The sequence below is a fragment of the Microbulbifer epialgicus genome, assembly GCF_041447265.1.
Lineage (GTDB): Bacteria > Pseudomonadota > Gammaproteobacteria > Pseudomonadales > Cellvibrionaceae > Microbulbifer > Microbulbifer epialgicus.
The window spans coordinates 1-24,577 of the sequence record NZ_JBGMEK010000053.1 but is presented as its reverse complement, the minus strand read 5'-3'; the positions used below and the strand labels follow the sequence as shown (position 1 = coordinate 24,577).

23 protein-coding genes are annotated in these 24,577 nt (G+C 50.2%); 11 read left to right on the top strand and 12 right to left on the bottom strand.

The window, feature by feature from the left end:
* Positions 1-27: 27 nt before the first annotated feature.
* Positions 28-1,050, top strand: coding sequence for an endo alpha-1,4 polygalactosaminidase (locus ACCI49_RS17765; RefSeq protein WP_371840486.1), 1,023 nt, complete (start codon positions 28-30; stop codon positions 1,048-1,050).
* 63 nt (positions 1,051-1,113) lie between these two features.
* On the opposite strand, the gene ACCI49_RS17760 is transcribed toward ACCI49_RS17765, so the two are convergent.
* The 8 genes from ACCI49_RS17760 to ACCI49_RS17725 form a co-directional block, all read right to left on the bottom strand.
* On the bottom strand, positions 1,114-1,548 hold the full coding sequence (locus ACCI49_RS17760; RefSeq protein ID WP_371840485.1) for a nuclear transport factor 2 family protein: 435 nt from the start codon (positions 1,546-1,548) through the stop codon (positions 1,114-1,116).
* Positions 1,532-2,407: a patatin-like phospholipase family protein gene (locus ACCI49_RS17755; protein ID WP_371840484.1), complete on the bottom strand. Its 876-nt coding sequence runs from the start codon at positions 2,405-2,407 to the stop codon at positions 1,532-1,534. The genes ACCI49_RS17760 and ACCI49_RS17755 overlap by 17 nt, the downstream gene beginning before the upstream one ends.
* Before the next feature lie 209 nt (positions 2,408-2,616).
* A complete protein-coding gene (locus ACCI49_RS17750) occupies positions 2,617-3,492 on the bottom strand; it encodes a patatin-like phospholipase family protein (protein ID WP_371840483.1) in 876 nt (291 codons plus the stop codon).
* A 125-nt stretch (positions 3,493-3,617) separates the two neighbouring features.
* On the bottom strand, positions 3,618-4,493 hold the full coding sequence (locus ACCI49_RS17745; protein WP_371840482.1) for a patatin-like phospholipase family protein: 876 nt from the start codon (positions 4,491-4,493) through the stop codon (positions 3,618-3,620).
* Positions 4,493-5,371, bottom strand: coding sequence for a patatin-like phospholipase family protein (locus ACCI49_RS17740; protein WP_371840481.1), 879 nt, complete (start codon positions 5,369-5,371; stop codon positions 4,493-4,495). Before ACCI49_RS17740 ends, ACCI49_RS17745 begins: the two co-directional genes overlap by 1 nt.
* Before the next feature lie 30 nt (positions 5,372-5,401).
* On the bottom strand, positions 5,402-6,259 hold the full coding sequence (locus ACCI49_RS17735) for a patatin-like phospholipase family protein (RefSeq protein WP_371840479.1): 858 nt from the start codon (positions 6,257-6,259) through the stop codon (positions 5,402-5,404).
* Positions 6,260-6,492: 233 nt separating this feature from the next.
* A complete protein-coding gene (gene nfuA / locus ACCI49_RS17730) occupies positions 6,493-7,083 on the bottom strand; it encodes a Fe-S biogenesis protein NfuA (protein WP_371840478.1) in 591 nt (196 codons plus the stop codon).
* A gap of 119 nt (positions 7,084-7,202) precedes the next feature.
* Positions 7,203-7,883 (bottom strand): type 1 glutamine amidotransferase domain-containing protein, encoded by a 681-nt coding sequence (locus tag ACCI49_RS17725; RefSeq protein WP_371840477.1) that lies wholly within the window; start codon positions 7,881-7,883, stop codon positions 7,203-7,205.
* 510 nt (positions 7,884-8,393) lie between these two features.
* On the opposite strand from ACCI49_RS17725, the gene metH reads away from it, so the two are divergent.
* The 4 genes from metH (at position 8,394) to ACCI49_RS17705 (ending at position 15,038) form a co-directional block, all read left to right on the top strand.
* The gene (metH, locus tag ACCI49_RS17720; protein ID WP_371840476.1) at positions 8,394-12,089 is read left to right on the top strand and encodes a methionine synthase; all 3,696 of its coding nucleotides are present in this window, start codon (positions 8,394-8,396) and stop codon (positions 12,087-12,089) included.
* 4 nt (positions 12,090-12,093) lie between these two features.
* Positions 12,094-12,315 carry a DUF2970 domain-containing protein gene (locus ACCI49_RS17715; RefSeq protein WP_371840475.1) on the top strand — a complete coding sequence of 74 codons (222 nt, stop codon included), beginning with the start codon at positions 12,094-12,096 and terminating at the stop codon, positions 12,313-12,315.
* 529 nt (positions 12,316-12,844) lie between these two features.
* Positions 12,845-14,506, top strand: a complete 1,662-nt coding sequence (locus ACCI49_RS17710) for a nitrite/sulfite reductase (RefSeq protein ID WP_371840474.1) — start codon at positions 12,845-12,847, stop codon at positions 14,504-14,506.
* Positions 14,490-15,038: a DUF934 domain-containing protein gene (locus tag ACCI49_RS17705; protein ID WP_371840472.1), complete on the top strand. Its 549-nt coding sequence runs from the start codon at positions 14,490-14,492 to the stop codon at positions 15,036-15,038. The genes ACCI49_RS17710 and ACCI49_RS17705 overlap by 17 nt, the downstream gene beginning before the upstream one ends.
* A 67-nt stretch (positions 15,039-15,105) precedes the next feature.
* On the opposite strand, the gene ACCI49_RS17700 is transcribed toward ACCI49_RS17705, so the two are convergent.
* Positions 15,106-15,705: a TetR/AcrR family transcriptional regulator gene (locus tag ACCI49_RS17700; RefSeq protein ID WP_371840471.1), complete on the bottom strand. Its 600-nt coding sequence runs from the start codon at positions 15,703-15,705 to the stop codon at positions 15,106-15,108.
* 113 nt (positions 15,706-15,818) lie between these two features.
* On the opposite strand from ACCI49_RS17700, the gene ACCI49_RS17695 reads away from it, so the two are divergent.
* Positions 15,819-16,553 (top strand): SDR family oxidoreductase, encoded by a 735-nt coding sequence (locus tag ACCI49_RS17695; protein WP_371840470.1) that lies wholly within the window; start codon positions 15,819-15,821, stop codon positions 16,551-16,553.
* Positions 16,554-16,734: 181 nt separating this feature from the next.
* On the opposite strand, the gene ACCI49_RS17690 is transcribed toward ACCI49_RS17695, so the two are convergent.
* Positions 16,735-17,478, bottom strand: coding sequence for a sporulation protein (locus tag ACCI49_RS17690; protein WP_371840469.1), 744 nt, complete (start codon positions 17,476-17,478; stop codon positions 16,735-16,737).
* A 535-nt stretch (positions 17,479-18,013) separates the two neighbouring features.
* Here ACCI49_RS17690 and ACCI49_RS17685 point away from each other — a divergent pair.
* From ACCI49_RS17685 to ACCI49_RS17665, 5 genes are all read left to right on the top strand, one after another.
* On the top strand, positions 18,014-18,601 hold the full coding sequence (locus tag ACCI49_RS17685; RefSeq protein WP_371840468.1) for a GNAT family N-acetyltransferase: 588 nt from the start codon (positions 18,014-18,016) through the stop codon (positions 18,599-18,601).
* A gap of 188 nt (positions 18,602-18,789) precedes the next feature.
* Positions 18,790-19,344, top strand: a complete 555-nt coding sequence (locus ACCI49_RS17680; protein ID WP_371840467.1) for a GNAT family N-acetyltransferase — start codon at positions 18,790-18,792, stop codon at positions 19,342-19,344.
* Positions 19,345-19,766: 422 nt separating this feature from the next.
* The gene (locus tag ACCI49_RS17675) at positions 19,767-20,189 is read left to right on the top strand and encodes a hypothetical protein (RefSeq protein WP_371840466.1); all 423 of its coding nucleotides are present in this window, start codon (positions 19,767-19,769) and stop codon (positions 20,187-20,189) included.
* A 97-nt stretch (positions 20,190-20,286) separates the two neighbouring features.
* The gene (locus ACCI49_RS17670) at positions 20,287-20,847 is read left to right on the top strand and encodes a dihydrofolate reductase family protein (RefSeq protein ID WP_371840465.1); all 561 of its coding nucleotides are present in this window, start codon (positions 20,287-20,289) and stop codon (positions 20,845-20,847) included.
* A 76-nt stretch (positions 20,848-20,923) separates the two neighbouring features.
* Positions 20,924-21,364, top strand: coding sequence for an acetyltransferase (locus ACCI49_RS17665; RefSeq protein ID WP_371840463.1), 441 nt, complete (start codon positions 20,924-20,926; stop codon positions 21,362-21,364).
* 192 nt (positions 21,365-21,556) lie between these two features.
* Here ACCI49_RS17665 and ACCI49_RS17660 read toward each other — a convergent pair whose 3' ends face one another.
* Both ACCI49_RS17660 and ACCI49_RS17655 read right to left on the bottom strand, forming a co-directional pair.
* A complete protein-coding gene (locus ACCI49_RS17660; RefSeq protein WP_371840462.1) occupies positions 21,557-23,800 on the bottom strand; it encodes a xanthine dehydrogenase family protein molybdopterin-binding subunit in 2,244 nt (747 codons plus the stop codon).
* A gap of 2 nt (positions 23,801-23,802) precedes the next feature.
* Positions 23,803-24,261 carry a (2Fe-2S)-binding protein gene (locus ACCI49_RS17655; RefSeq protein WP_371840461.1) on the bottom strand — a complete coding sequence of 153 codons (459 nt, stop codon included), beginning with the start codon at positions 24,259-24,261 and terminating at the stop codon, positions 23,803-23,805.
* Positions 24,262-24,577: the final 316 nt, after the last annotated feature.

Below are 24,577 nucleotides of genomic sequence, written 5' to 3'. Positions count from 1 at the left end.
ATCCACAACCGTGCCAGGAGAAAAGCTTTGCAACGGACGCTTTCATTCCTTTTTACCCCGCTGCTACTGCTCGGCTGTAGCTTTGATGACCTTCCCGACTTCCTGATCCCTGTGAAGGTGGATTACGATCAGGAGATGCGCTATCTGGTAGAAGATATCAGCAACTACGCCAAGGGGATCAACCGCCACTTTATTATTGTTCCGCAAAACGGCATCGAACTGATTACCACCACAACCACCACAACAGGCACAGTGGATAATGCTTATGTGAACTCTGCCACCGGTATTGCTCAGGAATCGGTTTTCTTTGGCCAGGATGGCGTAGACCAACCCACCAGCCCTTCGGAAACAAAACGCTTACAGACCTATCTCAACCTGGCCAAAGATAAAAGCAACGTAATCCTTGTGACCGATTTTGCCAACACTAATAACAACATTGATAAATCCTACAAGGATAACAAGGATGCCGGCTATATTTCCTTTGCTGCCGACCAGATGGCCCTAAATACAATTCCGCCCTACCCACCCGAGCCATTCAATGTTAACAGCCGCAATGTGGATGAGCTGTACGAAGCACACAACTTTCTCAACCTGACTAATCCAGACATGTATTCCACCCCACAAGAATTTGTCGATAAACTGAGCGAAACTGATTACGACCTGCTAATCATCGACTTCTTCTTCAAACGTGAACCCTACACTGAAGCCCAGATCAAACAACTCAAGGTGAAAAGCAATGGCGCACGCAGGCTGTTAATGGCCTATGTAAACATCGGTGAGGCGCAGGAAAACCGCTATTATTGGCAGTCCTTTTGGTACACCAACCCACCTGACTGGCTACTGGGGCCAGTACCAGGAGAGACTGGCAACTACTACGTGGAATACTGGAAGAAAGGCTGGCAGGACATTATTTATGGAAATAATGAATCCTATATTTTCAAGATTGTCGATGCAGGCTTCGATGGGGCCTATATGGACGGAATCGACGTGTTTGAGTATTTCGACTCTATGGAAACAACAGACGCAGAGCTCGAAGGAGCCTCTGAATAATTCCTTGTATGCACGGCAACCAGTCTGGCATATCAACCTGACTGGCTGCCAATCGGTAATAAGTTAAGCCGGCTGGGCATCCTTGTATTGGGTCACGTATTGGGAAAGACGCCCAGACATCTCTTCTGCCAGTTGCTGTAAAGCATTGAGTGGACGAATCATCACCTCAAACTCCACAATCTTGCCACTCTCATCAAAACGAATGATATCCAGGCCCTTGAGACTTTTATCGCCAATGGAGGCTTTAAACTCCAGGGCCAGATCACGGCCGGAATCTGTAGTAAAGCTGCGATCGTACTCGAAGCTTTCAAACACCTCCATTACCGTATTGAGGATCAAACAAACTGCCGCAGCACTGTGATAGGGCTTAAAGAATGCGGGAGAGCGAAATACTGCATCCTCTGCAACAATGGAAGGCAGTCGACTCAGATCCCGCGCTGCCACCATTTCATGCCAAAGGGCAATAGAATCCCTTATCGGGTTATTGGAATTGTTCATTGAATATCTCCCATTCAAGCACATGCTTGTGTAAAAATTCCCGGCCATCGGTACAACCGAGCTCATAGGTTTTTTGCGCGAGTTCAGGGTTTGTGTAATCCCAAACACTAATAAATGGTGGCAATGAAGGCTGTACATAGGTCCATAGTTGCTCCCCCTGGCGTCGTGTAAACCGATCCGGGTAGCGTGGGTAGCGGCGGCTCAACAGAATCAACACCCTGCCGGGCGCCTTATCCAATCCTGCCACTGGGATATTATCCACTACCCCGCCATCCAAGACCGCGGCACCACGTAAGCGCAATCGCGGGGTGAAGGGCGGCGTACAGGAAGAGCAGAGAATCAGCTCTGCCAACTCTTCCACACTGACGCAATCTTGGGCACGATAAAAATTCTGTTGATACCCAAGCCTAAGGGCTACTTTGGGATGCAAACTGCGCAGTAAGTGCTTGTCGGTATAATAAGCCAGAGCCCCTATCCCTAATGCCAAACCCCCAGAAAGGAAGCGCGGCGGGTGGGTAACGGCTATACGTAATTCCGCCGCTGTGCTCAAACTATCCAGGCCACCGCGAAATAGCTCCCACATAGCATTGCGATAAATCCCATACTGGGGAAAGACCGATTCCTTTTTAAACAAGTTACTCCAGTAGGCATTCTTGTTGTTGGCAGTAAATGCCGACCTAAAGTGTTCCCGCGCCTCCTCGGTCCGCCCCATCAGAATCAGGCTCGCCATTAACCCGCCGGCAGAAACCGCAGTAACAGCCCTGGGGGCTAGACCAACCTCCCCCGCAACCGATTCCCAAAAGCCAATCTGCCAGGTACAACGTCCGCCTCCACCGGCAAAAACCACCTGATCAAACATATATCCCTTTCCCTTTTCTCCAAGCAGGTAACTCGCTTTGAAGCTCTGGTTCACTCACTTTAATTGACGGGCAACTTTAAATGGATAACCATATGCAACTAATTGCATAAGCTAATTGAATCACCCGCTTAGCGCAACCAGCGGGCCTGCCCGATGTGCTCAATCATGCTGGGCTTTTATGACAACTGGTTATCAGGGAACCAGAGAAGTCAGCCACCAAATTCAAATCGTAGAGCCTTTTTCTCCATCAGCTCAGACAGAAACGCCCTGCCATCGGCCCGACCAATATTGAGCGTAGCGGTGACCGCCTCCGGATTTGTGAAGTCCCATACCTTGATCGGCAGGACCCGCGATGGCTGAACATAAGTCCAAAGCTGCGCTCCTTGACGCTGAGTAAAGCAATCTGGATATCCCGAAAACCGATTTGTCAGGAGTATCAGCACCCTGCCAGCAGCCGCATCCAGCCCAGCAACCGGAACATTGTCCACTACTCCGCCATCCAGAATTTCGGCGCCATTTAACTCTAATCGCGGTGTAAAAGGGGGGGTGCAGGATGAGCTCAGAATCAAATGCTCCAGCTCATCCATATTGGAGCAATCCTGGGCGCGATAAAAAGACTGGCGAAAGCCCAGCTTTGTTGCCGTGGTTGAATGCAGACTGCGTGGAAAGCCTTTATCCGTGTAATAGATGACCGCTCCAAATGTGAGTGCCAAGGGGCCGAACATCCAAGCTGGCGGGTGAGTTACCGCAAGGCGCAGTTCAGCCGCTGCCTGAAGTTCCTGCAAGCCATTACCAAATAATTCCTGAATGCCATCGCGGCAAATGGCATACTGAGGAAACACCGCCTCATCCCGAAACAAATTCCGCCAATAAACATTTCTGCGGTTATCAGTGAAAACAGAGCGGACATAACGCACCGCATCCTGCCCCCGCCCAATCAGGAGCAAGCCCGCAACCAAACCACCGGCCGAGACTGCACTAACCACTCGGGGAGACATCTGAACTTCATTGGCAACCGATTCCCAGAAGCCAATCTGCCAGATACAGCGTCCGCCTCCGCCGGCGAATACCACTTGATCAAACATTGATGACTTTCCTTTTCACTCCCAAATAACTCTTCCTGAGTTAGCTTTCACCATTTGGTCCTGCACAGTTACATGTAAAGAACCCGTTCCAACCACCTGGGCGCATTCTGTGATTTGCCTGCAGGCTACTCTCCAGGATCAAATACACTGATCCCTTCCGCTGAGAGCTCCTCTAGAAAGGCCCGGCCATCGGCAAGACCAATCTCCAAAGTACTCAACAAAATCTGCGGATCACTGAAATTCCACACGCCTATGGGTAGCCTGCGCGATGGTTGCACGTAAGTCCGAAGCTGGTCGCCTTTTCGTAAACTGAAACAGCGCGGGTATCCTGGAAAACACCCAGTATCCAAAACCAAAACACGGCCATTACTACTATCCAGCCCAGCAACTGGAGCCCTGCCCACTGCGCCGCCATCCAGCACGTCCTTACCATTAAGGTACAGCCTGGGGGAAAATGGAGGGTTACAACAGGAGCTTAAAAACAGGTGCTCCAACTCAGAAATATTTTTGCAGTCCCTGGCACGATAAAAAACTTGGCGAAAACCAAGGCGAAAGGCAAATGTTGGATGCAGGCTGGATATCAGACGCTTATCAATATGATAAGTGGCAACTCCGGTAGCCAGCGCAAGTGAGGGCGGTAGCCAGGTAGGAGGGTGTATGACGCCGACTCGCAAATCTGCAGAAGCCCGCAAGCGATCGAAGCCGCGGCAAAATAAATCATGTACTCCCTTCTTATAGATGGCAAAGTGTGGAAATACCGGCTCTTGCCGAATCAGGTTCTTCCAGATGATATTTCCAGGGTTTTCAAGACAAGCTCTATGAAAATAATCTACAGCTTCTTCACACCTCTCCATCAGCATAACACCCGCCACCATTGCTCCAGCAGAAGCCGCACAAACTACACTAGGGGTTAGGCGGATCTCTTGGCGGACCGCCAATATAAAACCCAATTGCCAGATGCATCGCCCCCCTCCTCCACCAAAAACCATCTGCTCGAACATCACTTTCCCCGTACATCGGCATAGTATCCCTGACTCGCGAAAATATTTTGTAAGAACTTCCGGCCATCCTGGCGACCGATCTCACAGGCTTTCCTCAAGCCTTCAGGGTTAGTAAAGTCCCAAACACTAATGGGGGGGCGCTTGGAGGGTTGGATGTAGGTCCAGAGTTGCTCGCCCCTACGCCGGGTAAACCAATCGGCACAACCTGGGTAACGGCGTGTCAGCAGAATCAGTACCCGGCCTTCTCCCGGGTCGACTCCCCCGACTGGGACATTGTCCACCACCCCGCCATCCAGTGCTTCCCTACCATGCAAACGCAGCCGCGGAGTAAAGGGAGGTGTGCAGGAGGAGCTCAGAATCAAGTGTTCAAAGTCGGCAACATCGACGCAATCCTGAGCGCGATAGAAATCCTGGTGATATCCCAGACGCCGCGCCACTACAGGATGAAGACTGCGGAGTAAGTATTTGTTGGAGTAGTAAATTGCCCCGCCTACGGCCAGCGCCAAAGTAACCGGTAGCCACCGCGGTGGACGGGACACAGCAACTCTCAGTTCCGCCGCTGATTGCAGGCGCTGGAAGCGCCCTGAAAACAGAGCCCTGATCCCCTTCTGGTAGATAGCGTAATGCGGGAAAACCGGCTCCTCTTTAAACAAGTTACGCCAATGGATATTCCTCGCGTTAGCATTAAAGACGGAGGCAAAATAGTCCACCGCCGCAGAGGCTTTACCGATCATGATCAGACCGGCGATCAGTGCGCCTGCGGATACGCCACTCACCACCTTCGGGCGCAACTGGATCTCACCGGCAACAGATTCCCAAAACCCGATCTGCCAGGTACAACGCCCACCACCACCGGCAAATACCACTTGATCAAACATCTTTCCAGGTCCCACTCACAGCAACCCCCATCAGCACTGCTCCCCAGCCAACAACATTGCCAGGAATGCTTGTCCATCTGCCCGCCCCGCATTAAACACCCTGTATATGGCCTGGGGATTGGCAAAATCCCACACTTTAATCGGCAGTGGCTGCGAGGGCTGCACATAGGTCCACAGCTGTTCTCCTTTGCGACGGGTGAAACACTTGGGGTATTGAGGGTAATCGCGGGTGAGCAGGATCAGAACACGCCCCGGCGCAGGGTCCAGGCCCCCAACGGGAACACTATCCACCACTCCGCCATCAAGGATTTCCACCCCCCCATGTTGCTGCCTAGGGGTTAATGGAGGCGTACAGGATGAGGTTAAGATCAGCCGCTCCAGCTCTAATTCATCTGCGCAGTGGTGCGCTGAATAGAAAGATTGGCGATAGCCGAAGCGTCGGGCAATATTGGGGTGCAAACTGCGAGAGATGTAAGTATCGGTATAATCAATCCCCATACCAAGAAGCAGTGCGAGAGGGCCTGATAGCCATTCAGGTGAGTAGGCTATTGCGACGCGCAATTCCGCTGTAGAGCGCAGTTGCTCAAGCCCGCCTGCAAAGAGTTTGCGCATGCTGCGGCGGTAGATATGGTGGTGGGGAAATATCGGCTCACTCTTGAATAAGTTCTGCCAGTGAATATTCCTGCCATTGGCACTGAACGCGGATGCGAAATGATCCACGGCCTCTAAGGATTTCCCCATGAGAATCAGGCTCGATACCAAGGCCCCGGCGGATACAGCACTGACCACCTTGGGAGACAGTTGGATTTCACTTGCCACGGAATCCCAGAAACCAATTTGCCAGGTACAACGCACACCGCCACCGGCAAATACGACCTGGTCGAACATAAGCTTCCCTGCGTCATCAATCTGGCAATACTATCCTGGCGCACTCGACTCCAACACAAAAGAGAGCCGCCAATCCAACAACAGAAAAAGATAGAGTTATTCAAATATACACAGGGGAACGCAGAGCAGCCCCCTGGCTTTCGCCGTATTAAACACAAGAAGAGAAGTAATAATAGAAACAAAAAAAACGGCCACCAAGGGCCGTTATTCATAGAGTTATTGACATAGAGTCATCAATAGTAAGCTTGGGATTTGTCGGTGTGATCGGTAATATCCTTCACTCCCGCCAACTCAGGAATCTTTTCTTTCAGGGTCTTTTCGACGCCCTCTTTCAAGGTCATATCCACCATACCGCAACCTTGGCAACCGCCGCCAAACTTCAATACAGCAAACATATCTTCAGTAACCTCAACCAAGCTTACCTGGCCACCATGTGCCGCTAATCCGGGATTTACTTCGTTATAAAGCACGTAGTTGATGCGGTCTTCAATCGGGCTGTCATCAGTAATCTTGGGCATGCGTGAGTTTGGCGCACGGATAGTGAGCTGCCCGCCCATTTTGTCCGAGGAGTAATCCACGCGCGCTTCATCCAGGTACGGGACGCTACGGCCCTCAAAGTACGCTTTGAGGCCATTCATCTCCAGCATCACATCTTCTGCCTCTTCCTCGCCGGGGCGACAGTAGGCAATACAGGTCTCTGCGTTTGGGGTACCGGGGTTTGAGACAAACATGCGAATGGCAATCCCTTCACAGTCCTGCTTGGCAAGCAGTTCTTTCAGGTATTCCTGGGCGGATTCGGTAATGGTCACATTCAATTCTGACATAAGCCTTCTCAAATAACCGAGCTTCTTTGTCGGGTATTTTACTCTCTGAAGCGCCCAAGTGAAACCGGCATGTTTGCAAAGAGGGGGGCAATCACGCATCAAGTCCCCCCAGTTGACCTTCAAACCGGGATAAGCCCCATCAGGGTTTGCGCAGTTTCTTCCGATGACGCGGGGTTCTGGCCGGTCACCAACTTGCCGTCCACTACTACATAAGGTGCCCAGTCCTCTTTTTTGGAGTAGTTGCCCCCCTTTTGCTTGAGCATATCCTCCACCAGGAAAGGCACGACATCTACCAGTTCCACTGCAGCCTCCTCGCCATTGGTGAACCCGGTGACACTCTTGCCTGAAACCAGGGGTTTGCCATCCTTGCGCAAGGTGTGTCGAAATATCCCAGGGGCGTGACAGACCGCACCTATTGGCTTATCGGCGGCGAAGAAGTTTTCAATCAGGGATATTGATTTCTTATCCTCCGCCAAGTCCCACAAAGGACCGTGGCCCCCGGGGTAAAAAACCGCATCAAAGTCTGATTCCTTCATATCGGCAAGCTTCGCGGTAGTCGCCAGCACCTGCTGAGCATCCGGGTCCTGGTGGAACCGCTTAGTCGCTTCTGTCTGGAAGTCCGGCTCATCACTTTTGGGGTCTAGCGGGGGCCGCCCGCCTTTGGGAGATGCCAAAGTCACTTCCGCACCGGCGTCCTTAAAAATGTAATAAGGCGCGGCAAACTCTTCCAACCAAAAGCCTGTCTTTTTACCGGTATTGCCCAATTGATCGTGTGAAGTCAAAACCATCAGTATTTTCATCAATAATCTCCTTCAGGATGTTTTGCCAATGATTGGTGTTCTCGATTTTGAACGCCCGGACACGCCTACAAACTGCTTCTCTCCGGCGAACCATTGGTTGGCTGCTCCGCGCTTGGTACTTACCAGCTAACCGTCCAGCTCGTGCAGAATCAGAGCATAGGCCCTACCAAAAACCATGATCTGAATAAATGAACCCAGTGCCACCAAAATGAGCATAGCCGTGTCAGTGACCAAGCGAGAAACTCATCCCTGTGTAAGGTTTAATCCACCAGCATCGACTATTTATTCAATTCCCGTAGGACCCAAGAGCACTATGCAGAGATGAAGTTGTTGCCTTCTCTTTTATTTCCATAAGAGGCAAAACTATAGATATAAATTGCTCAACTTTAGTGAAAGATTGCCGGTTATTGTGGGAGTTGCCTGTTTCAGTATGAAGTTGGCCCCTTCCGGTTAGCGGTCCTGTGCTAAGATTGACGCCTTTCCCGCCATCGACAATATAAGGATTAGTAAATGTCCCTGCAGTCCCGACATCAACGCCTGGAGCAACTGAGCGCTGCACTCACTCAGCGTATCCTGATTCTGGACGGCGCTATGGGAACCATGATCCAGCGGGAGAAACTTGAGGAAGCAGATTATCGGGGCACGCGCTTTGCCGATTTCCACCGCGACCTCAAAGGCAATAACGACCTGTTAAGCCTCACCCGCCCAAAGCTGATTGAGCAGATCCACCGGGAATACCTGGTAGCCGGTGCCGATATCATCGAAACTAATACGTTTAACGCAACCCAGTTATCCCAGTCCGACTACGATTTGGAAGACTTGGTAGAGGAGCTCAATCACACCTCCGCAGAAGTCGCCCGCCGCGCGGCAGATGCCCTATCTACTCCAGAACGGCCCCGCTGGGTGGCAGGGGTCATAGGCCCCACCTCCCGTACTGCCAGTATCTCGCCGGATGTGAATGATCCCGGCGCACGCAACGTCACTTTCGATGAGCTGGTCCAAAATTACCTGCAGGCTGGGCGTGCCCTAATTGAAGGCGGAAGTGACCTAATCCTCATCGAAACCATTTTCGATACCCTCAATGCCAAGGCAGCCATCTTCGCCATACAGCGGCTATTTGAGGAGCTGGGTTTCGAATTGCCAATTATGATATCCGGCACCATTACCGATGCTTCCGGCCGTACACTTTCCGGCCAGACGACGGAAGCGTTTTACTATTCCGTTGCCCACGCCAAACCGATCTCCGTAGGCCTCAACTGTGCCTTGGGCGCCACTGAATTGCGCCCTTATATAGAAGCACTCTCTGGCGCCTGTGCCTCTTATGTCTCCGCACACCCCAATGCAGGCTTGCCCAATGAGTTTGGCGAATACGACGAAACCCCGGAGCAAACTGCCGCGATAGTCGCAGAGTTTGCCCGCAGCGGCTTTCTAAATATTCTCGGCGGTTGCTGTGGCACAACACCAGACCATATCAGCGCGATTGCCGAGGCAGTAGCCGATATCGCTCCGCGCCAGTTACCGGAAATCAAACCGGCCCTGCGCTTATCCGGCTTGGAGCCCTTTGTTGCCGATAAAGCTGCCCTCTTTGTCAATGTGGGCGAGCGCTGTAACGTCACAGGTTCCGCCCGCTTTAAGCGCCTGATCCTGGAGGAGGATTACGACACAGCCCTGCAAGTGGCGGCTGCCCAGGTAGAAGATGGCGCACAGGTAATTGACTTCAATATGGATGAGGCGATGCTCGACGCATTCGCCGCCATGCGTCGCTTTCTCAACCTAGCCGCCACCGAGCCGGATATCGCCAAGGTGCCGTTTATGGTGGACTCCTCCAAATGGGAGGTGATCGAAGCCGGCCTGCAATGCATCCAGGGCAAACCCATCGTGAACTCCATCAGTCTCAAGGAGGGCAAAGAGGAATTTATCGAGAAGGCCCAACTGTGCCTGCGCTACGGTGCGGCTGTGGTAGTGATGGCTTTTGATGAAGATGGCCAGGCAGATACCTTCGAGCGCAAGATCGAAATCTGTAAACGCAGCTACGATGTGCTGGTAGATGAGGTTGGTTTCGATCCCACCGATATTATTTTTGACCCGAATATTTTCGCCGTCGCCACCGGCATTGAGGAACACAACAATTACGCGGTGGACTTTATCGAAGCCTGCCGCTGGATTCGTGCGAACCTGCCCGGCGCCCAGATCAGTGGCGGCGTCTCCAACGTTTCCTTCTCCTTCCGGGGCAACAACCCGGTACGTGAGGCCATCCACTCGGTATTCCTGTTCCATGCCATTAAAGCTGGCCTAAATATGGGTATCGTCAACGCCGGCCAGCTGGCGGTTTACGACGAACTCCCAGAGGAACTGCGAGAAAAAGTCGAGGACGTAATTCTCAACCGCAGCCCGGATGCCACTGAAGCCCTGCTGGAGATAGCCCCCAAATACCAGGGAGATGGCGGCGGTGCCGCGCGCAAAGAGGACCTGAGCTGGCGCCAATTGCCCGTCAATGAGCGCTTGGCACACTCCCTAGTCAAGGGCATAAACAACTATATCGAGGAAGACACTGAAGAGGCCCGTGCCTGCTCCTCCCGCCCACTGGACGTGATTGAAGGGCCGCTAATGGACGGTATGAATATCGTCGGCGACCTGTTTGGTGAAGGAAAAATGTTCTTACCCCAGGTTGTGAAGTCAGCCCGGGTGATGAAACAGGCCGTAGCCTATTTACAGCCATTTATTGAAGCGGAAAAAACCGAGGATAGTCGCTCCAATGGCCGCATCCTGATGGCCACCGTAAAAGGCGATGTGCACGATATCGGCAAGAATATAGTGGGCGTGGTACTGGCCTGCAACAATTACGAAGTGATCGACCTCGGCGTGATGGTGCCTGCAGAAACCATACTGCAAACCGCACGGGAAAAAGAATGTGACATTATCGGCCTGTCCGGCCTGATCACCCCCTCGCTGGATGAAATGGTTCACGTAGCTGCCGAGATGGAGCGCCAGGGGTTTGATATACCGCTGCTGATCGGTGGCGCCACCACCTCCAAAGCCCATACCGCCGTAAAAATTGACCCTCAGTTCCACCGCAACCAAGTGGTGTATGTGGCCGACGCATCCCGCGCCGTAGGTGTAGCCAGCAATCTGATTTCCGATGAGCTGCGCCCGACATATGTAGAAAAAATCCAGGCCGAATACGAGAAGGTCCGCATCCGCACTGCCAACCGCAAACGCAATGACACCCGTCTGACCTACGAAGAAGCGCGGGACACTGCACCGGAATTTGACTGGAAAAACTACCAGCCAGTGCGCCCCAACAAGCTGGGCCTTACCGTGATCGACAACTTCCCCCTGGATAATCTGCTCGACACCATAGACTGGACCCCCTTCTTTATCTCCTGGGATTTGGCGGGTAAATTTCCAGCAATTTTGGAAGATGAAATCGTAGGGGAAGCCGCCACTGATCTCTACAAGCATGCCCAACGTATGCTGCAAGAGATTATCGACAAAAAACTGCTACGTGCTCGTGCCGTGTTCGGCCTCTGGCCTGCCAACAGCGTCGGTGACGATATCATCGTCTACAAGGACGAGGACCGCACTGAGGAATTGGCTCGCCTGCATCAAATGCGCCAACAAGTACAGAAGCGCGGTGGCGACGGCCTGTGCCGCTCTTTGGCAGACTTCGTTGCCCCACTGGCATCCGGCCAAATTGATTATGTAGGCGGCTTTGCAGTGACCACGGGTATCGGCGCCGACGAGCTGGCCAAGCGCTTTGAAGCCAAACACGACGATTACAGCGCTATCATGGTAAAAGCCCTGGCGGACCGCATGGCTGAATCCTTTGCTGAGACACTGCACCGTTTGGTGCGTAAAGAGTACTGGGGCTATGCGGCAGACGAGAAGCTCAGCAACGAGGAACTGATCAAGGAAGCCTACCAGGGCATCCGTCCCGCCCCCGGCTACCCGGCCTGCCCGGATCATTCAGAAAAAGCCACCCTGTTCAAACTGCTGCAAGCGGAGCAAAATGCAGGGGTCAGCCTCACCGAACACTTTGCCATGATGCCTGCGGCTGCCGTGAGTGGTTGGTATTTCGCCCACCCACAGGCAAAGTACTTTAATGTCGGCAAAATTGGCAGGGACCAACTGCAAAATCTGGCCGAGCGAAAAGGTGTCAGCGAACTGGAACTGGAACGCTGGCTGCGCCCTAATCTCGAGGAGTAAGCCTATGCAGAAAAATCATAACAAGAAGGATGGTAAACCTGGTTTTGGCCAGGTAGTGCTGAGCACTCTGGCCGCCGCTATCGGCGTTCAAAGCAACAAAAATCGCCAGCGGGACTTCCAGAGCGGCAGCATGGTGAACTATGTGATTGCCGGTATCATCTTCACAACACTATTCGTGCTTACCCTGGCACTGATCGTAAGAACTGTCCTCGGCAATATGGGTTGATTGCGCAGGCGAAACGCTTCGGGAGCAGGATACAAATCCTCTCCCCTCTAACCTGCCACCATTAGCACACCGACTTCAGTATGTGGAATCCCATTGATATAGGAAAATGGGATTTGCCCGGTAATACCTGGCTCCGGGCGAGAGGAATACTAACGGGTGGCAACCCAGAAGACACAAGTGACGACAAAAATGGCGACCAAAGCCACAGCGGCAATGGCGTCTACAAAGTTGTCTTCTTCCGGGGTAACAACTACTTCTTCATTCATCGAATGACTCCGATTGCTCATTTTTGTTATTCAAAGTAGATTGGCCGTTTGGAACGACGGGTCAAGTAGAGCAAATCCCCGTATATCGCGCAAGGCAGCAAGCACGAGCAATTTTCCTTCTATATAACCATTGGTTACAGATATAGCGGAAAATATTGTTATTTATTGCATAAGCGCGCTGCTATGTTACGCGCCAGCGGAGATCATCCGGGCTTGCCCTTTTCTCTCCCATCCGCGCAAAAAGGCAATGGAATCAAGCTGTTATGTATCAATACGACGACCGGGATCGCGCCATCATCAACGATCGCGTAGCCCAATTCCGCAGCCAGACGGAACGTTACCTCGCCGGTGAATTGGGCGAGGAACAATTCCTGCCGCTGCGCCTACAGAATGGCCTCTACGTTCAGAGGTTGGCCCCCATGTTGCGCATCGCCGTACCCTACGGCCTGCTCAACAGCGCACAATTACGTCGCCTCGCACGCATAAGCCGCGATTACGATAAAGGGTACGCGCATTTCACTACACGCCAAAACTTGCAGTTCAACTGGCCACAGTTGGAAGATGTCCCCGATATCCTCGCCGAACTGGCCGAAGTTGAAATGCACGCCGTGCAAACCAGCGGCAACTGTATCCGCAATACCACCTCAGACCCCTATGCGGGAATTGCCCTCGATGAGATCGCCGACCCACGCCCCTACTGCGAATTGATTCGCCAATGGTCCACCTTCCACCCGGAGTTCGCTTTTTTACCGCGCAAATTCAAGATCGCGGTAAGCGGTTCTGAACAGGATCGCGCCGCCATTCGTGTACATGATATCGGCGTACAGATCGTCAAGCGCGGTGAAGAAATTGGATTCCAGGTATTGGTGGGTGGTGGTCAGGGACGCACCCCCGTGATAGCCGAAACGATCCGTGAATTCCTGCCAGAAGAGGATCTGCTCTCCTACCTGGAGGCTATTGTTCGGGTTTACAACCAGTTGGGCCGCCGCGACAACAAATATAAAGCGCGAATCAAAATCCTTGTAAAGGCCCTTGGCCCCGAGGAGTTTGGCCGCCGCGTAGAAGAGGAATGGCAGCACATAAAAGACGGCGCAGAAAAGCTCACCCAAGAAGCTTTGCAGTGGGCTAAGTCCTTCTTTACTGCCCCTGAATACAAAACACTCGACGGTGCCGCCAGCGAAATCTCACTGCAGCAACAGGCTGAGAGTGACAAAGCCTTTGCGCGCTGGCTTGAACGCAACACCTACCCCCACCGGGTACCGGGCTACACCGCCGTTAAGCTGTCCACAAAACCCACCGGCATACCTCCGGGTGACGTTACCGATAACCAACTAGACGCCATTGCCAATCTCGCCGATACCTTCAGTTTTGGTGAGGCGCGGGTCACCCACGATCAGAACGTGGTGCTCGCAGATGTGGAGCAGAACAAGCTGTATGAATTGTGGCAGCAAGCGCGCCAATACGGCTTCGCCACCCCAAACATCGGCACCCTTACCGATATGATCTGCTGCCCCGGCGGCGACTACTGCTCGCTGGCCAATGCGAAATCCATCCCGGTAGCCGAGGCAATCCAGCGTTGCTTTGATAATATGGATTACCTCTACGACCTGGGTGATCTAAACCTGAATATTTCCGGCTGCATGAATGCCTGTGGTCACCACCATGTGGGTCATATCGGCATCCTCGGCGTGGACAAAAAGGGACAAGAATTCTACCAAATACAACTGGGCGGCAGTGCCTCCAACGAAGCCAGCTTGGCCAAAGTACTGGGACCCAGCTTCTCCCGTGCTGAAGTGCCAGAAGTGATCGGCAAAATTCTCGACCTTTATGTCGAACAGCGCCGGTCTGAAGAGCCCTTTATCGACACCTACAACCGCATCGGCCTGCAGCCCTTCAAGGAGAGAATCTATGCCAAAGCCAGTTAAACTGGGCCCGCAGCCAGGCAACCCCACGGAATTGATTCTCAATGGCGAAATCCGTCCCAATGAGTGGCAACTAATACCTCAACTTGAAGCCGGTGAAGACCTCGATCTCATCGCCCTGCCCGCCGGCAAAGTCATTGTGCCCCTGCGCCAGTGGCGCGATAACCGTGAGGCTTTTGCAGCCCGCGGTGGTGAAATCGGCGTATGGCTTGATAGTGATGAAGGTGCGGAGTTAATTGGTGAAGAAGCGACTGAACTCCCGCTGATCGCCGTACACTTTCCCGCATTCGCTGACGGTCGCGGTTTCACTGCGGGGCGTATGTTACGTGAGCGCTATGGCTTTAAAGGCGAGTTACGCGCAGTCGGTGGATTTATGCGCGATCAGCTCACCTACCTGCGGCGCTGCGGCTTCAACGCCTATGCCTTCGAAGGTGAGCAGCCCCTTGCCAGCTTGAAAAACTCTATGAGTGATTTCGGCGATAGCTACCAAACGGGAACAGATCAGCCATTGCCCATGTTCCGAAGACGCTTCTGAGGCCAGTACAACATTTGGCAGGCCCCCGCCATCATCGGTGGGGGCAAAAAACATCTTTTGATGACTCTCAATCCACACCCAGGCCGCGTAAAGCAAACTCCAGGATACCCTCCAGCTCACCCCCACATCTGCCCGATCTCGACAGTGAGGCCGTACCATGAAGGAGTGTTATCAAGTAGAGTGCAGCTTTCTCGGCCTGTTGGTCCAGGCCCAGACGCTGGCACTCTAGATCACCGCGAAAGAAATCTACCAGTTGCTGCATATTTTTCTCATCGGCAGCCTTGAGGGCCTGAACAGCGGCCTTCGGTAGCCCTTCCCCTGCAGTCTCCGACAAGCCCTGAGCTAAATAGCAGCCTCTGGGGGTCCCCTCTCCCAACTGTCCCCTTACCGTCGCAAGTAAGTAACCTGAGATCCGCTGTTTCAATGTCAAGTTTTGGGCGGTCAAATGAGTCAGGCGATCTTTGGCATGTTTTTCCAAGTACTGATGTAATGCCAGTATGAAAAGTGCCTCTTTATTGCCAAATGAAGAATAAAGACTGGGCTTGTTGATCCCCATAGCCCCAGTTAAGTCGGCGAGCGACGCGCCCACATAGCCCTTCTTCCAGAATACCCGCATCGCAGCATCCAATGCGCAGGTTTTATCAAACTCAGGTCTGCGCCCCGCCATAGTGAAAACTCTTCAAAAATCATTTGACAATATTGTACCGAACAGTACAATTTATCTCAAATTATACCAATCGGTACAAATTGAAGACAGCAATCAATCACAGGAGAATCGAGATGGGCATTTCCATTCAAGACAAAGTTGCACTGGTCACTGGCGCCAATCGTGGCATCGGTAAATCCATCGTGGAAACTTTTATTGAGGAGGGAGCAAAAAAGGTTTACCTCGCAGTGCGCAATCCTGAAAGCACCGCAGAGCTAACGCAGAAATACGGCGATAAAGTGGTTGCCGTTCAACTGGATGTTACAGATGGCAATGGAATACAGTTATTAGCAAAAGAGATCCAAGACCTGGATATCCTCGTTAATAATGCCGGGGTACTAGTTCCTACCGAGCCACTCAATGAGCAGGCTGAAGAAGCACTGGAACATGAGCTGGATGTAAACCTGTTCGGGCTTGTCCGGATAGCCAAGGCCTTTGCCCCACAGCTGGAAAAAAACCGCGGTGCACTGGTGCAAATGAACTCAGTAGTATCCCTGCGCACTTTCCCTCAGGTGAGCACCTATTCCGCCTCAAAGGCCGCAAGCTACGCAATTACCCAGGCACTTCGTGAAACCCTTGGGGAGCGTGGTGTACAAGTACTTAGTGTGCACCCCGGCCCAATAGAAACCGATATGGCCAAGCAGGCCGGATTGGAAGAAGGGGAAGCGCCCAGTACTGTGGCCAGGGGCATTGTTGAATCACTCGCAAATGGGAACTTCCACCTATTTCCAGACCCAATGGCAAAAACCTTTGAAGCCGCTTATCAGGGATTCTCCGATGCAATAATTACTGCAGATTTTAGCGAATAAAGAGCTTCCCTGCCCTTTGTAAAGCAAAAATCGACATAGGCTGCAACTTTTTCACGAGCAAAAACCGGCCGTGAAGGAGTTGCAGTATTGAAACCGATACCAAGTCCATGGCTTTAACTATACCAGCCACCTACCCTGCTATTGGCTAAGGGCTGCAAGGCTACTTAGAAAGTGGTGCCCATCACCGCGCAAGAATGGGCTCTACTGCCGCCCCAACCTCAATGTCACTTGCACTTTGGTATAATGAGAAAGCAATATATTGATCTCCACCTATATCGAACCTACGATCAATTTCTGCCAGGCAGTGCACAATATTACCTTCAAGGATAAATGAAAGTTCAATTTCTTTTGAGCTTAAAAGGCCACTATTTTTAAACTCGATCTCCTGATAACAGCCAGATTTTGATGAAAAATTACCGCCCCGCAGGTAGCCTTTCTCCACATCGGCCTTCACCATCTTGAAGCCACCCCGCTCTATCGCTGAAAGCACCTTCTCTATTACAGGTAAGGGCCTTATCTGTAATAGATCCCTGTCTTTGGGGTCCAAGGCAAAATCAATATCCAACGTCGTCTCCAGCCAGACTCGGCAGCGGTTCTTGCTGGCATTTAGTGCGGTGATGGGCGTTTCATCATTTAGCTTGAGTTCAAAGGGAACTTGTTTAGTCTCGTTCACCCCAATTGAGAATGGTTCTAGTGCCTGAATTTGATCAAGAACAAATTGCTGATAACTATCCCCGTCATCAGTTTCCACTTTTACTTCAGTGCATAACTTCAAATTAATTGCATCAATTTGTTGCTCGACATCGCCTCCAACAATTTCGATATTACCCTTGACTACCCCACCCTGAAGCAGGCTACTGCTTTCTAATAGCGTATCAACTTTTGCGGCACCAATACCTAGGGATGCCTTTAATTTTTGAAACATGAATTCCCTCGAAACACCAATATACTATAACTACTTGATCAAAAAACAGGACTGAAGCTGAACTGCCGCTCTGCGCAGCAACAGCTTCTGATCTATAACACTACCAAAATGCCATGATTGCAGCCAGGTACCTGCTGAATAATTCCCCAGTATCTCTGTGGGACTTGAAGGTTACAGATGTTAGGCGCAGTTCGTAGCGTATAGAGCTGCTGCTCGGCCGTTGTGGCCTTTAAGGTTCGCCGAGCGCGGGCCTTCAGAGCGATCACACTCCGCATTGCGACTTCTTGAAAGGTCTAGATATTCCCGCTAAGCCACACTCTGATCGTAAACCGCTTTGAAAACTAGAGATGTCACGGAAATAAGCAAAATCATCAAGACTTCCATCTGAAACAGGGCTATATTAACGAAAATCGCACTATTGTTGTAAAACGCTATTTGATACCGCTTAATTTATAAGCTGGCTTATCAAAATCAGATCCAAAAGATTGAAGAATATTGAACAAGAAGGTAATAGACCCCCTTAACGGAGGGAACAATGATAGTAACTTATAGACAAGGCAGAAAAAATGATTGCCGCAAAATCGCAGAGCTAAATTATATCGCTTCTGAAGGAGCAATCGAGTACCTTTTTCATAACTTAGTGCCAAATATGACAGCGAAAGATGTTCTTTCCTACGGCCTGGAAAAAGATGTATATCCACACTCTTACAAAAGTACTATAGTTGCTGAAAATGAAGGTCAAATCGTCGGGTCAGCACTGTCCTACCCTGCTAAATTCCATTGCATAACGGCAGAGTTAAAAAAATTTCTTTCCGCCAATCGCTTGGATCACTTTAGAAGTTTTTACTTATCCAGAGTTGAAGGCAGTTACTTCCTTGATGCCATATGTGTATTAAGCAAATACAGGAAGAAAGGTATCGGAAAATCTTTATTCGAACACACAAAGAAAAAGGCCCTCAGCAATGGCTGCCATGAATTAAGTCTAATTGAATTTTCCGACAACAAAAAAGCCATCAAATTTTATAGAGAAAACAGATTTGAGCAAGTGAAATCAATTGACCTGAAGCCACATAAGTTAATTCCACATAATGAAGGCTGTGTTTTAATGAAATGTGCATTGTAAAACCTTTATCAGCATTTAAGCCGCATACTAATAAGGGGGAAGGAATACACTGCGCTCAAAACCCTATGAGGCATGGATGCCGATTACGGGCTTACACGGATGTATTCACAGCGCGTCTCAAGTGCAGTGTATTCTTTCCTTCTGACCCAGTGGTAAATCTACAATATCCAATAATAGTGGGAGGAAAAATGGACTATACAATAAGGAAAGCTAAGCTATCCGATATTCCAGCTATCGAATTACTGATAGATGAATCGGTAAGAACGTTAGCGGCAAATGAATATACAAATGAACAAATTGAAGGGGCATTAAAGTCGGCATGGGGTGTAGATACACAATTAATTAGTGACGAGACCTATTTTGCAGTTGAAACTGGATCACAATTAATCGCTTGTGGAGGCTGGAGTTATAGGGAGACATTATTTGGTAATGATAGTGAGGCAGGTAGAAACCCCAAAATGCTAAACCCAGCTAAAGATGCGGCAAAGATTAGAGCATTTTTTGTTAGGCCATCCTATGCACGTATGGGTATTGGTTCCGCACTTATGTATAAATGTGAAAGAGAAGCACGAGATAAAGGATTTAGTCACCTTGAACTTATGGCGACACTGCCGGGTCAAAAGCTCTATTCTCGCCATGGATTTGTAGCTGACACCTCAATTGAATATCCGCTTTCCGATACGTTATCTATAACATTTATACCAATGAGGAAAAATATTGATAAGTACCCCATAGAAACTTAGATAAAACTTGTCAATTCTTGACGAGTCTCTAACAGGATACCCAGACTACACTGCTGTAATAGGCTTTAAAATCAAAAATATACTAGGGAAGGAAAGAATACACTGCACTCGGGACCGTATGAGGCATGGATGCCGATTACGAGCCTACAGGGATGTATTCACAGCGAGTGCAGTGTATTCTTTTCTTCTGACCCAGCAGTGTTGATTTAATTGTGGGTAAAATGTGTTCAAGAGCGGGCGGTTGAACCGGATGACTTGAGCCTGTGGCTCACCATCTCTGGTTACTATTTAGTCGAAAATCTATAACCTATAGTAAATAATGGCCTTCTGTGGAGCTTAAAAGGTCTACTTCAGAAATAGTGGCCACATGAATAGTGAGCCATCGGCTCTTTAATAAACCGTTAAGTTTTACAGGAAGAACCGTGCAATTTCTCAAAGATCTATTCAGAAAGAAAGAAGAGCCTGAAGCCACAATCATGATTGGGGGTGTTGGCTCATTTTGCTGGGACGAAGACTCTGAATACTGGCTGGGCAAATACAACGGGTCTCAGATCAGTATTTTGTATGATGGGATCTCCCAGCCTAAAGATAGACTGGGGCGGTATGTTGCTAAAGCCCTTAACACTCAGGGTTTTATTGAAGCCAAAATCATCGATATCAAAAATCTAGCAAAAGAACAGTGTCCGGTAGAAAAGCACTCGGAGATTGATGCCCTCGAAGTAAAGGATATAGTTTTTCAGGGGCCAGATTTTATCCTTATCCAGTTCTTTGACTCCGAAGATGATGAGCCATTTTGGTTTGCCGAAATACATGGAAATAGAATTTATGTCGGCTGCGACACGTAAAACACTTAACAAGCGCCTGCACAATCGCGTATTGCGTGCGCTGGACTCGCAACCAGCTGCTCGCCTGTGTGGCGTGCGTTAGCCAGAGACTAGCCGCATGGGACTCTTGATATTCAGTATCAACGTCACGCTGGACGGGTGCGTCGATCACCAGGAGGGGATCGCCGACGACGAGACACACGCTTACTTTACCCGCCTCATGGATGAGAGCGGGGCGATACTTTGGGGTCGTATCACCTATGAGATGATGGAGAGCTACTGGCCGGCGGTTGCGCACGGCGACATGGAGGCACCACCCGCGATTCGCGAGTGGGCGGTCAAGCTGGAGGCAAAGCCGAAGTATGTGGTGTCGTCGACGCGAAAGGACTACCCATGGACCAATAGCCACCACATCGCCGGCGACCTTCGCACGGGTGTGCAGAAACTCAAGGACGAGACCCCGGCTGGTGTGCTCCTTGGTAGCGGCAAACTCGCGACAGAGCTCGATCAGCTGGATCTCATCGATGAGTACAAATTTCTCATCCACCCCAGGATCGCTGGGCACGGCCCGATCCTGTACCAAAGTGGGCTGCTCACCACACGGCGGCTTGAGCTGGTATCAGCAAAGCCGCTCCGTAACGGCGCGGTCGCCATGAACTATCGGTGCGACCGCGGCTAACAATCGGTTACAGCCGACGGCCCGCTTCGCTGCCCGCCACTGAACAAAGACGTTATATTTCTACCAAAATAATACTATGAAGATTGAGGCAACAAGTAAAAGCGATCATCCAACGCTGATCAAAATATGGGAGGCTTCTGTACGAGCCACTCACGACTTCTTGCAGGAAGAGGATATTGTCAATCTAAAACCGCTCATCTTAGAACAATACTTCGATTCGGTAGATTTGATGTGTGCAAAGGATGAAGATGGAAAGATCATCGGATTCTGTGGGGTTCTTGATGGGAATATTGAGATGCTGTTCATTTCACCTGAATCAAGAGGCTCAGGGGTTGGTACTCTTTTAACTCAGTATGCCATTGAAAATCTAGGTGCTATGAAAGTTGATGTCAACGAACAGAACCGTCAAGCCCTAGGGTTCTATGAGCATTTAGGTTTTATTGTAGTAGGTAGATCTCCGCTAGATGGTCAAGGAAAACCGTATCCTCTACTGCATATGGAGCTAGATAAAATTTAACAAATTTAAGTAAGCGAACAAACTACTCAGCCTTCTGCTCCGTAATTTACTGTTGCTAAAGGCGTTACTAAAAAGGGGCAAGGAAAGAATACACTGCGCTCGGGACCGTATGAGGAGTATTCTTTCCTTCCCCCTTTTTAGTATATGACCTGGGCAACTACATCTATACCCAGGCACGATTGTGCGAGCAGTTTAAACTTTTAATGTTTTATTAACAGGCAGATCTCGAATTCTAGTTCCCGTTGCAGCAAATATCGCATTAGTCAATGCAGGGGCCACAGGCGGTACCCCGGGCTCACCGACACCCGCAGGAGCTGCATCCGAACTCACCACTGTTACCTCAATGTCAGGGCATTGCCCCATACGCAGCACAGGGTAATCATGGAAGTTTGACTGTTTAACCTTACCATCCTTAAAGGCTATTTCCCCCATCATCGCTAAGCTTAAGCCAAAAATCACCGCGCCTTCAGTTTGCGACACAACCCTATCAGGGTTAACCACAAGCCCAGCATCAATGGCTGAGATTGCTTGCAATACCTTAAGAGTAGCGTTTTCCACCTTCACCAAAATCGCTACAGCCACGTAGCTGGTAAAGCTACGATGAACGGCAAAGCCCCAGCCTTGCCCTGGCTTGGTAGGCGCATATTCACTCATACTTTTTTCGACAATATCAATCACTTGATGATAGCGATCAATATCTATTGGGTGACGTGATAGATCTTCTCCGTAATTACGATAATTAAATTGTTGGCCGGAAAAATCGACCAGCCTAGGTTGGCCCAACATCTCTTTCCACATTTTTGGACAGGACATCTTGGCATTGTGTGCCAATTCATCGACGAAGCTACCAATACCAAATGCATGCTGGATATTACTGACTGAGCGCATCCAACCGATACGAGTATGCGCCAGTGCCTTCACTGCTTCACAACGATAATTTGGCACAGTAAAAGGAATATCGACAAATCCAAGATCGAGTTCTCCGGCAGAGGGATACTCCACGTCTTCAGCGAAGGTAGAACTAATGGATGGAAAGGCTGTACGCTGCAGCATAGCCTCTGGCTTTTGATCACCATCAAGCTTTGCTTGGTAAAATTGAGCACTAACCGCATGCACGTAGCCGTTTTGAATATCATCCTCACGGCTCCAACTTACTTTAACTGGCCGCTTTAGCCTTTGAGACAATAGTGCGGCCTCTACACTAAAGTCTGGCTTGGACTTTCGCCCAAAGCCCCCACCCAAAAGCGTGACATTAACCTTTACCTGTTCCTCTTTTAGGCCCAGGTTTGCTGCAACATTTTGTTGCGTGCTTTGCGGGGTCTGTGTCGATGCCCAGATTTCACAGCCATCAGCAGTAACTGAAGCTGTCGCAACAGGAGCTTCCATCGGAGCATGGACCAAATACGGCAGCGTATATACTGCATTTAAGGTAGAATTTTCTGGCCAATCAGTATTTTCGCTCCCTTGCTGACGCACCAAATTACCAGGCTGTTTGACCCGCTGCACGAGTGTTTTCATGTAACTTGTACTGTTGTGACTATCGTTAGCACTCGCAGCCCACGTTATTTCGAGTGCTTTACGCCCCTGGAGAGCACTCCAAGTGTTAGTTGCAATAACCGCTACACCACCCAAAGCCTGAAATTTAGGTGCACCTTTGGGTACAGGCAATTGAATGACATCCACAACCCCCGCGACCTTGCGAGCCATACTATCGTTTAGCTTCTCTACATCACTACCCAGAACTGGAGGCCGGGTTATGCTGGCATATAGCATGCCGTCTAGCCTAATGTCATAGCCATAGTGAGCTTTGCCAGACAGCATCTTATCCATGTCGACAATCTTGTGCGATTGTCCAATATGCCTAAAATCTTTGCTTTCTTTTAGTCTGACGCTATCCGCTTCTGGCATGGGCAGTTTTGAGGCAGCAAGTGCTAGCTCACCAAAACTAATGCTTCGCCCCGATTTTACATGCACAACTTGGTGGTTCTTGGCTTTCACTTCCCCAACAGGTACTCGCCAAGCATTCGCAGCTGCTTGTTCTAACATAGTCCGCGCCATAGCCCCCATTTGGCGCATTCTATCGTACTGTCTGCGTATACTGCGCGATCCGTCGGTATTCTGGTTGCCATAACGTTTATCCGCTAAACCTTGAACCACGACCACATGTTGCCAGTCAGCTTCTAGCTCGTCAGCGAGTATTTGCGGTATTCCTGTTCTAATACCCTGCCCCATCTCTGAACGATGGCAAGTCAGGTAGACTTTATTATCTTCTCCAACGGCCACAAACAGGTTTAATCTCGATTCTTGGTTTTGTGCCAGTGCCATAGGGCTCCAACTTAACCCACTTGAACCTAAAACCAAACCCCCTCCTGTTGCTCCAAATAGTTTAAGCACATCCCGACGGCTAAAGTTCTTCACTGCTGTAAAGCTACTCATTATTATGTTCTCTTCTTAGCGGTATCGTGGATGGCAGCGCGGATCCGTGTATAAGTACCACAACGGCAGATATTACCGGACATAGCGGAATCAATATCTTCGTCACTCGGTGATGAATTTACCGCAAGTAGTGCCGCCGCAGACATGAGTTGACCAGACTGACAATATCCGCACTGTGGGACATTGTTATCGCTCCACGCCCGTTTTAGTTCAGAAAATTCAAGTCCTTCAATAGTGGTTACTTGCTTACCTTGCGCTTGGGAAACAGTCGTTAAGCAGGCTCGTGCCGGTTTTCCGTCTAAATGGATTGTACAAGCTCCACATAATCCAGAACCGCAGCCATATTTAGTGCCTGTTAACCCAAGCAGATCTCTTATCGCCCATAAGACGGGCATCTTAGGATCTACATCCAATACAAAGCTTTCACCGTTAATGATTAATGATAACTTGTCATCTGACATTACTCACTCCTTGAAATTCTTGCTAATAGCACCAACTAAAATCCTTGGCTTGATAACGATACCACTTATAGTTTTTAGCTTGCCTGACTCCATGTCGTACGCTGGTGTGGTGGTCAAGCATTTTTAGATCAACGCCCATGCAAAGTGACAGCATCACCTAAAATCGCGTCGAAAATTGACTACATCAATACATACAAAAAAGCGGAAAGGAAAAAATACACTGCGCTCGGGACCGTATGAGGCATGAATGCCGATTACGAGCTTACAAGGATGTATTCACAGCGCGTCTCGAGTGCAGTGTATTCTTTCCTTCTGA

Bases quoted from the DNA above. Each gene is read 5' to 3' on its own strand.
- ACCI49_RS17695 (WP_371840470.1), top strand. From the start codon at position 15,819: ATGGGCATTTCCATTCAAGACAAAGTTGCACTGGTCACTGGCGCCAAT.
- ACCI49_RS17665 (WP_371840463.1), top strand. From the start codon at position 20,924: ATGAAGATTGAGGCAACAAGTAAAAGCGATCATCCAACGCTGATCAAA.
- ACCI49_RS17740 (WP_371840481.1), bottom strand. From the start codon at position 5,371: ATGTTTGATCAAGTGGTATTTGCCGGTGGTGGTGGGCGTTGTACCTGG.
- nfuA (WP_371840478.1), bottom strand. From the start codon at position 7,083: ATGTCAGAATTGAATGTGACCATTACCGAATCCGCCCAGGAATACCTG.
- ACCI49_RS17725 (WP_371840477.1), bottom strand. From the start codon at position 7,883: ATGAAAATACTGATGGTTTTGACTTCACACGATCAATTGGGCAATACC.
- ACCI49_RS17690 (WP_371840469.1), bottom strand. From the start codon at position 17,478: ATGTTTCAAAAATTAAAGGCATCCCTAGGTATTGGTGCCGCAAAAGTT.
- ACCI49_RS17670 (WP_371840465.1), top strand. From the start codon at position 20,287: ATGGGACTCTTGATATTCAGTATCAACGTCACGCTGGACGGGTGCGTC.
- ACCI49_RS17705 (WP_371840472.1), top strand. From the start codon at position 14,490: ATGCCAAAGCCAGTTAAACTGGGCCCGCAGCCAGGCAACCCCACGGAA.
- ACCI49_RS17735 (WP_371840479.1), bottom strand. From the start codon at position 6,259: ATGTTCGACCAGGTCGTATTTGCCGGTGGCGGTGTGCGTTGTACCTGG.
- ACCI49_RS17685 (WP_371840468.1), top strand. From the start codon at position 18,014: ATGATAGTAACTTATAGACAAGGCAGAAAAAATGATTGCCGCAAAATC.
- ACCI49_RS17700 (WP_371840471.1), bottom strand. From the start codon at position 15,705: ATGGCGGGGCGCAGACCTGAGTTTGATAAAACCTGCGCATTGGATGCT.
- ACCI49_RS17755 (WP_371840484.1), bottom strand. From the start codon at position 2,407: ATGTTTGATCAGGTGGTTTTTGCCGGTGGAGGCGGACGTTGTACCTGG.
- ACCI49_RS17715 (WP_371840475.1), top strand. From the start codon at position 12,094: ATGCAGAAAAATCATAACAAGAAGGATGGTAAACCTGGTTTTGGCCAG.
- ACCI49_RS17655 (WP_371840461.1), bottom strand. From the start codon at position 24,261: ATGTCAGATGACAAGTTATCATTAATCATTAACGGTGAAAGCTTTGTA.
- ACCI49_RS17760 (WP_371840485.1), bottom strand. From the start codon at position 1,548: ATGAACAATTCCAATAACCCGATAAGGGATTCTATTGCCCTTTGGCAT.
- ACCI49_RS17680 (WP_371840467.1), top strand. From the start codon at position 18,790: ATGGACTATACAATAAGGAAAGCTAAGCTATCCGATATTCCAGCTATC.
- ACCI49_RS17660 (WP_371840462.1), bottom strand. From the start codon at position 23,800: ATGAGTAGCTTTACAGCAGTGAAGAACTTTAGCCGTCGGGATGTGCTT.
- ACCI49_RS17710 (WP_371840474.1), top strand. From the start codon at position 12,845: ATGTATCAATACGACGACCGGGATCGCGCCATCATCAACGATCGCGTA.
- ACCI49_RS17745 (WP_371840482.1), bottom strand. From the start codon at position 4,493: ATGTTCGAGCAGATGGTTTTTGGTGGAGGAGGGGGGCGATGCATCTGG.
- metH (WP_371840476.1), top strand. From the start codon at position 8,394: ATGTCCCTGCAGTCCCGACATCAACGCCTGGAGCAACTGAGCGCTGCA.
- ACCI49_RS17750 (WP_371840483.1), bottom strand. From the start codon at position 3,492: ATGTTTGATCAAGTGGTATTCGCCGGCGGAGGCGGACGCTGTATCTGG.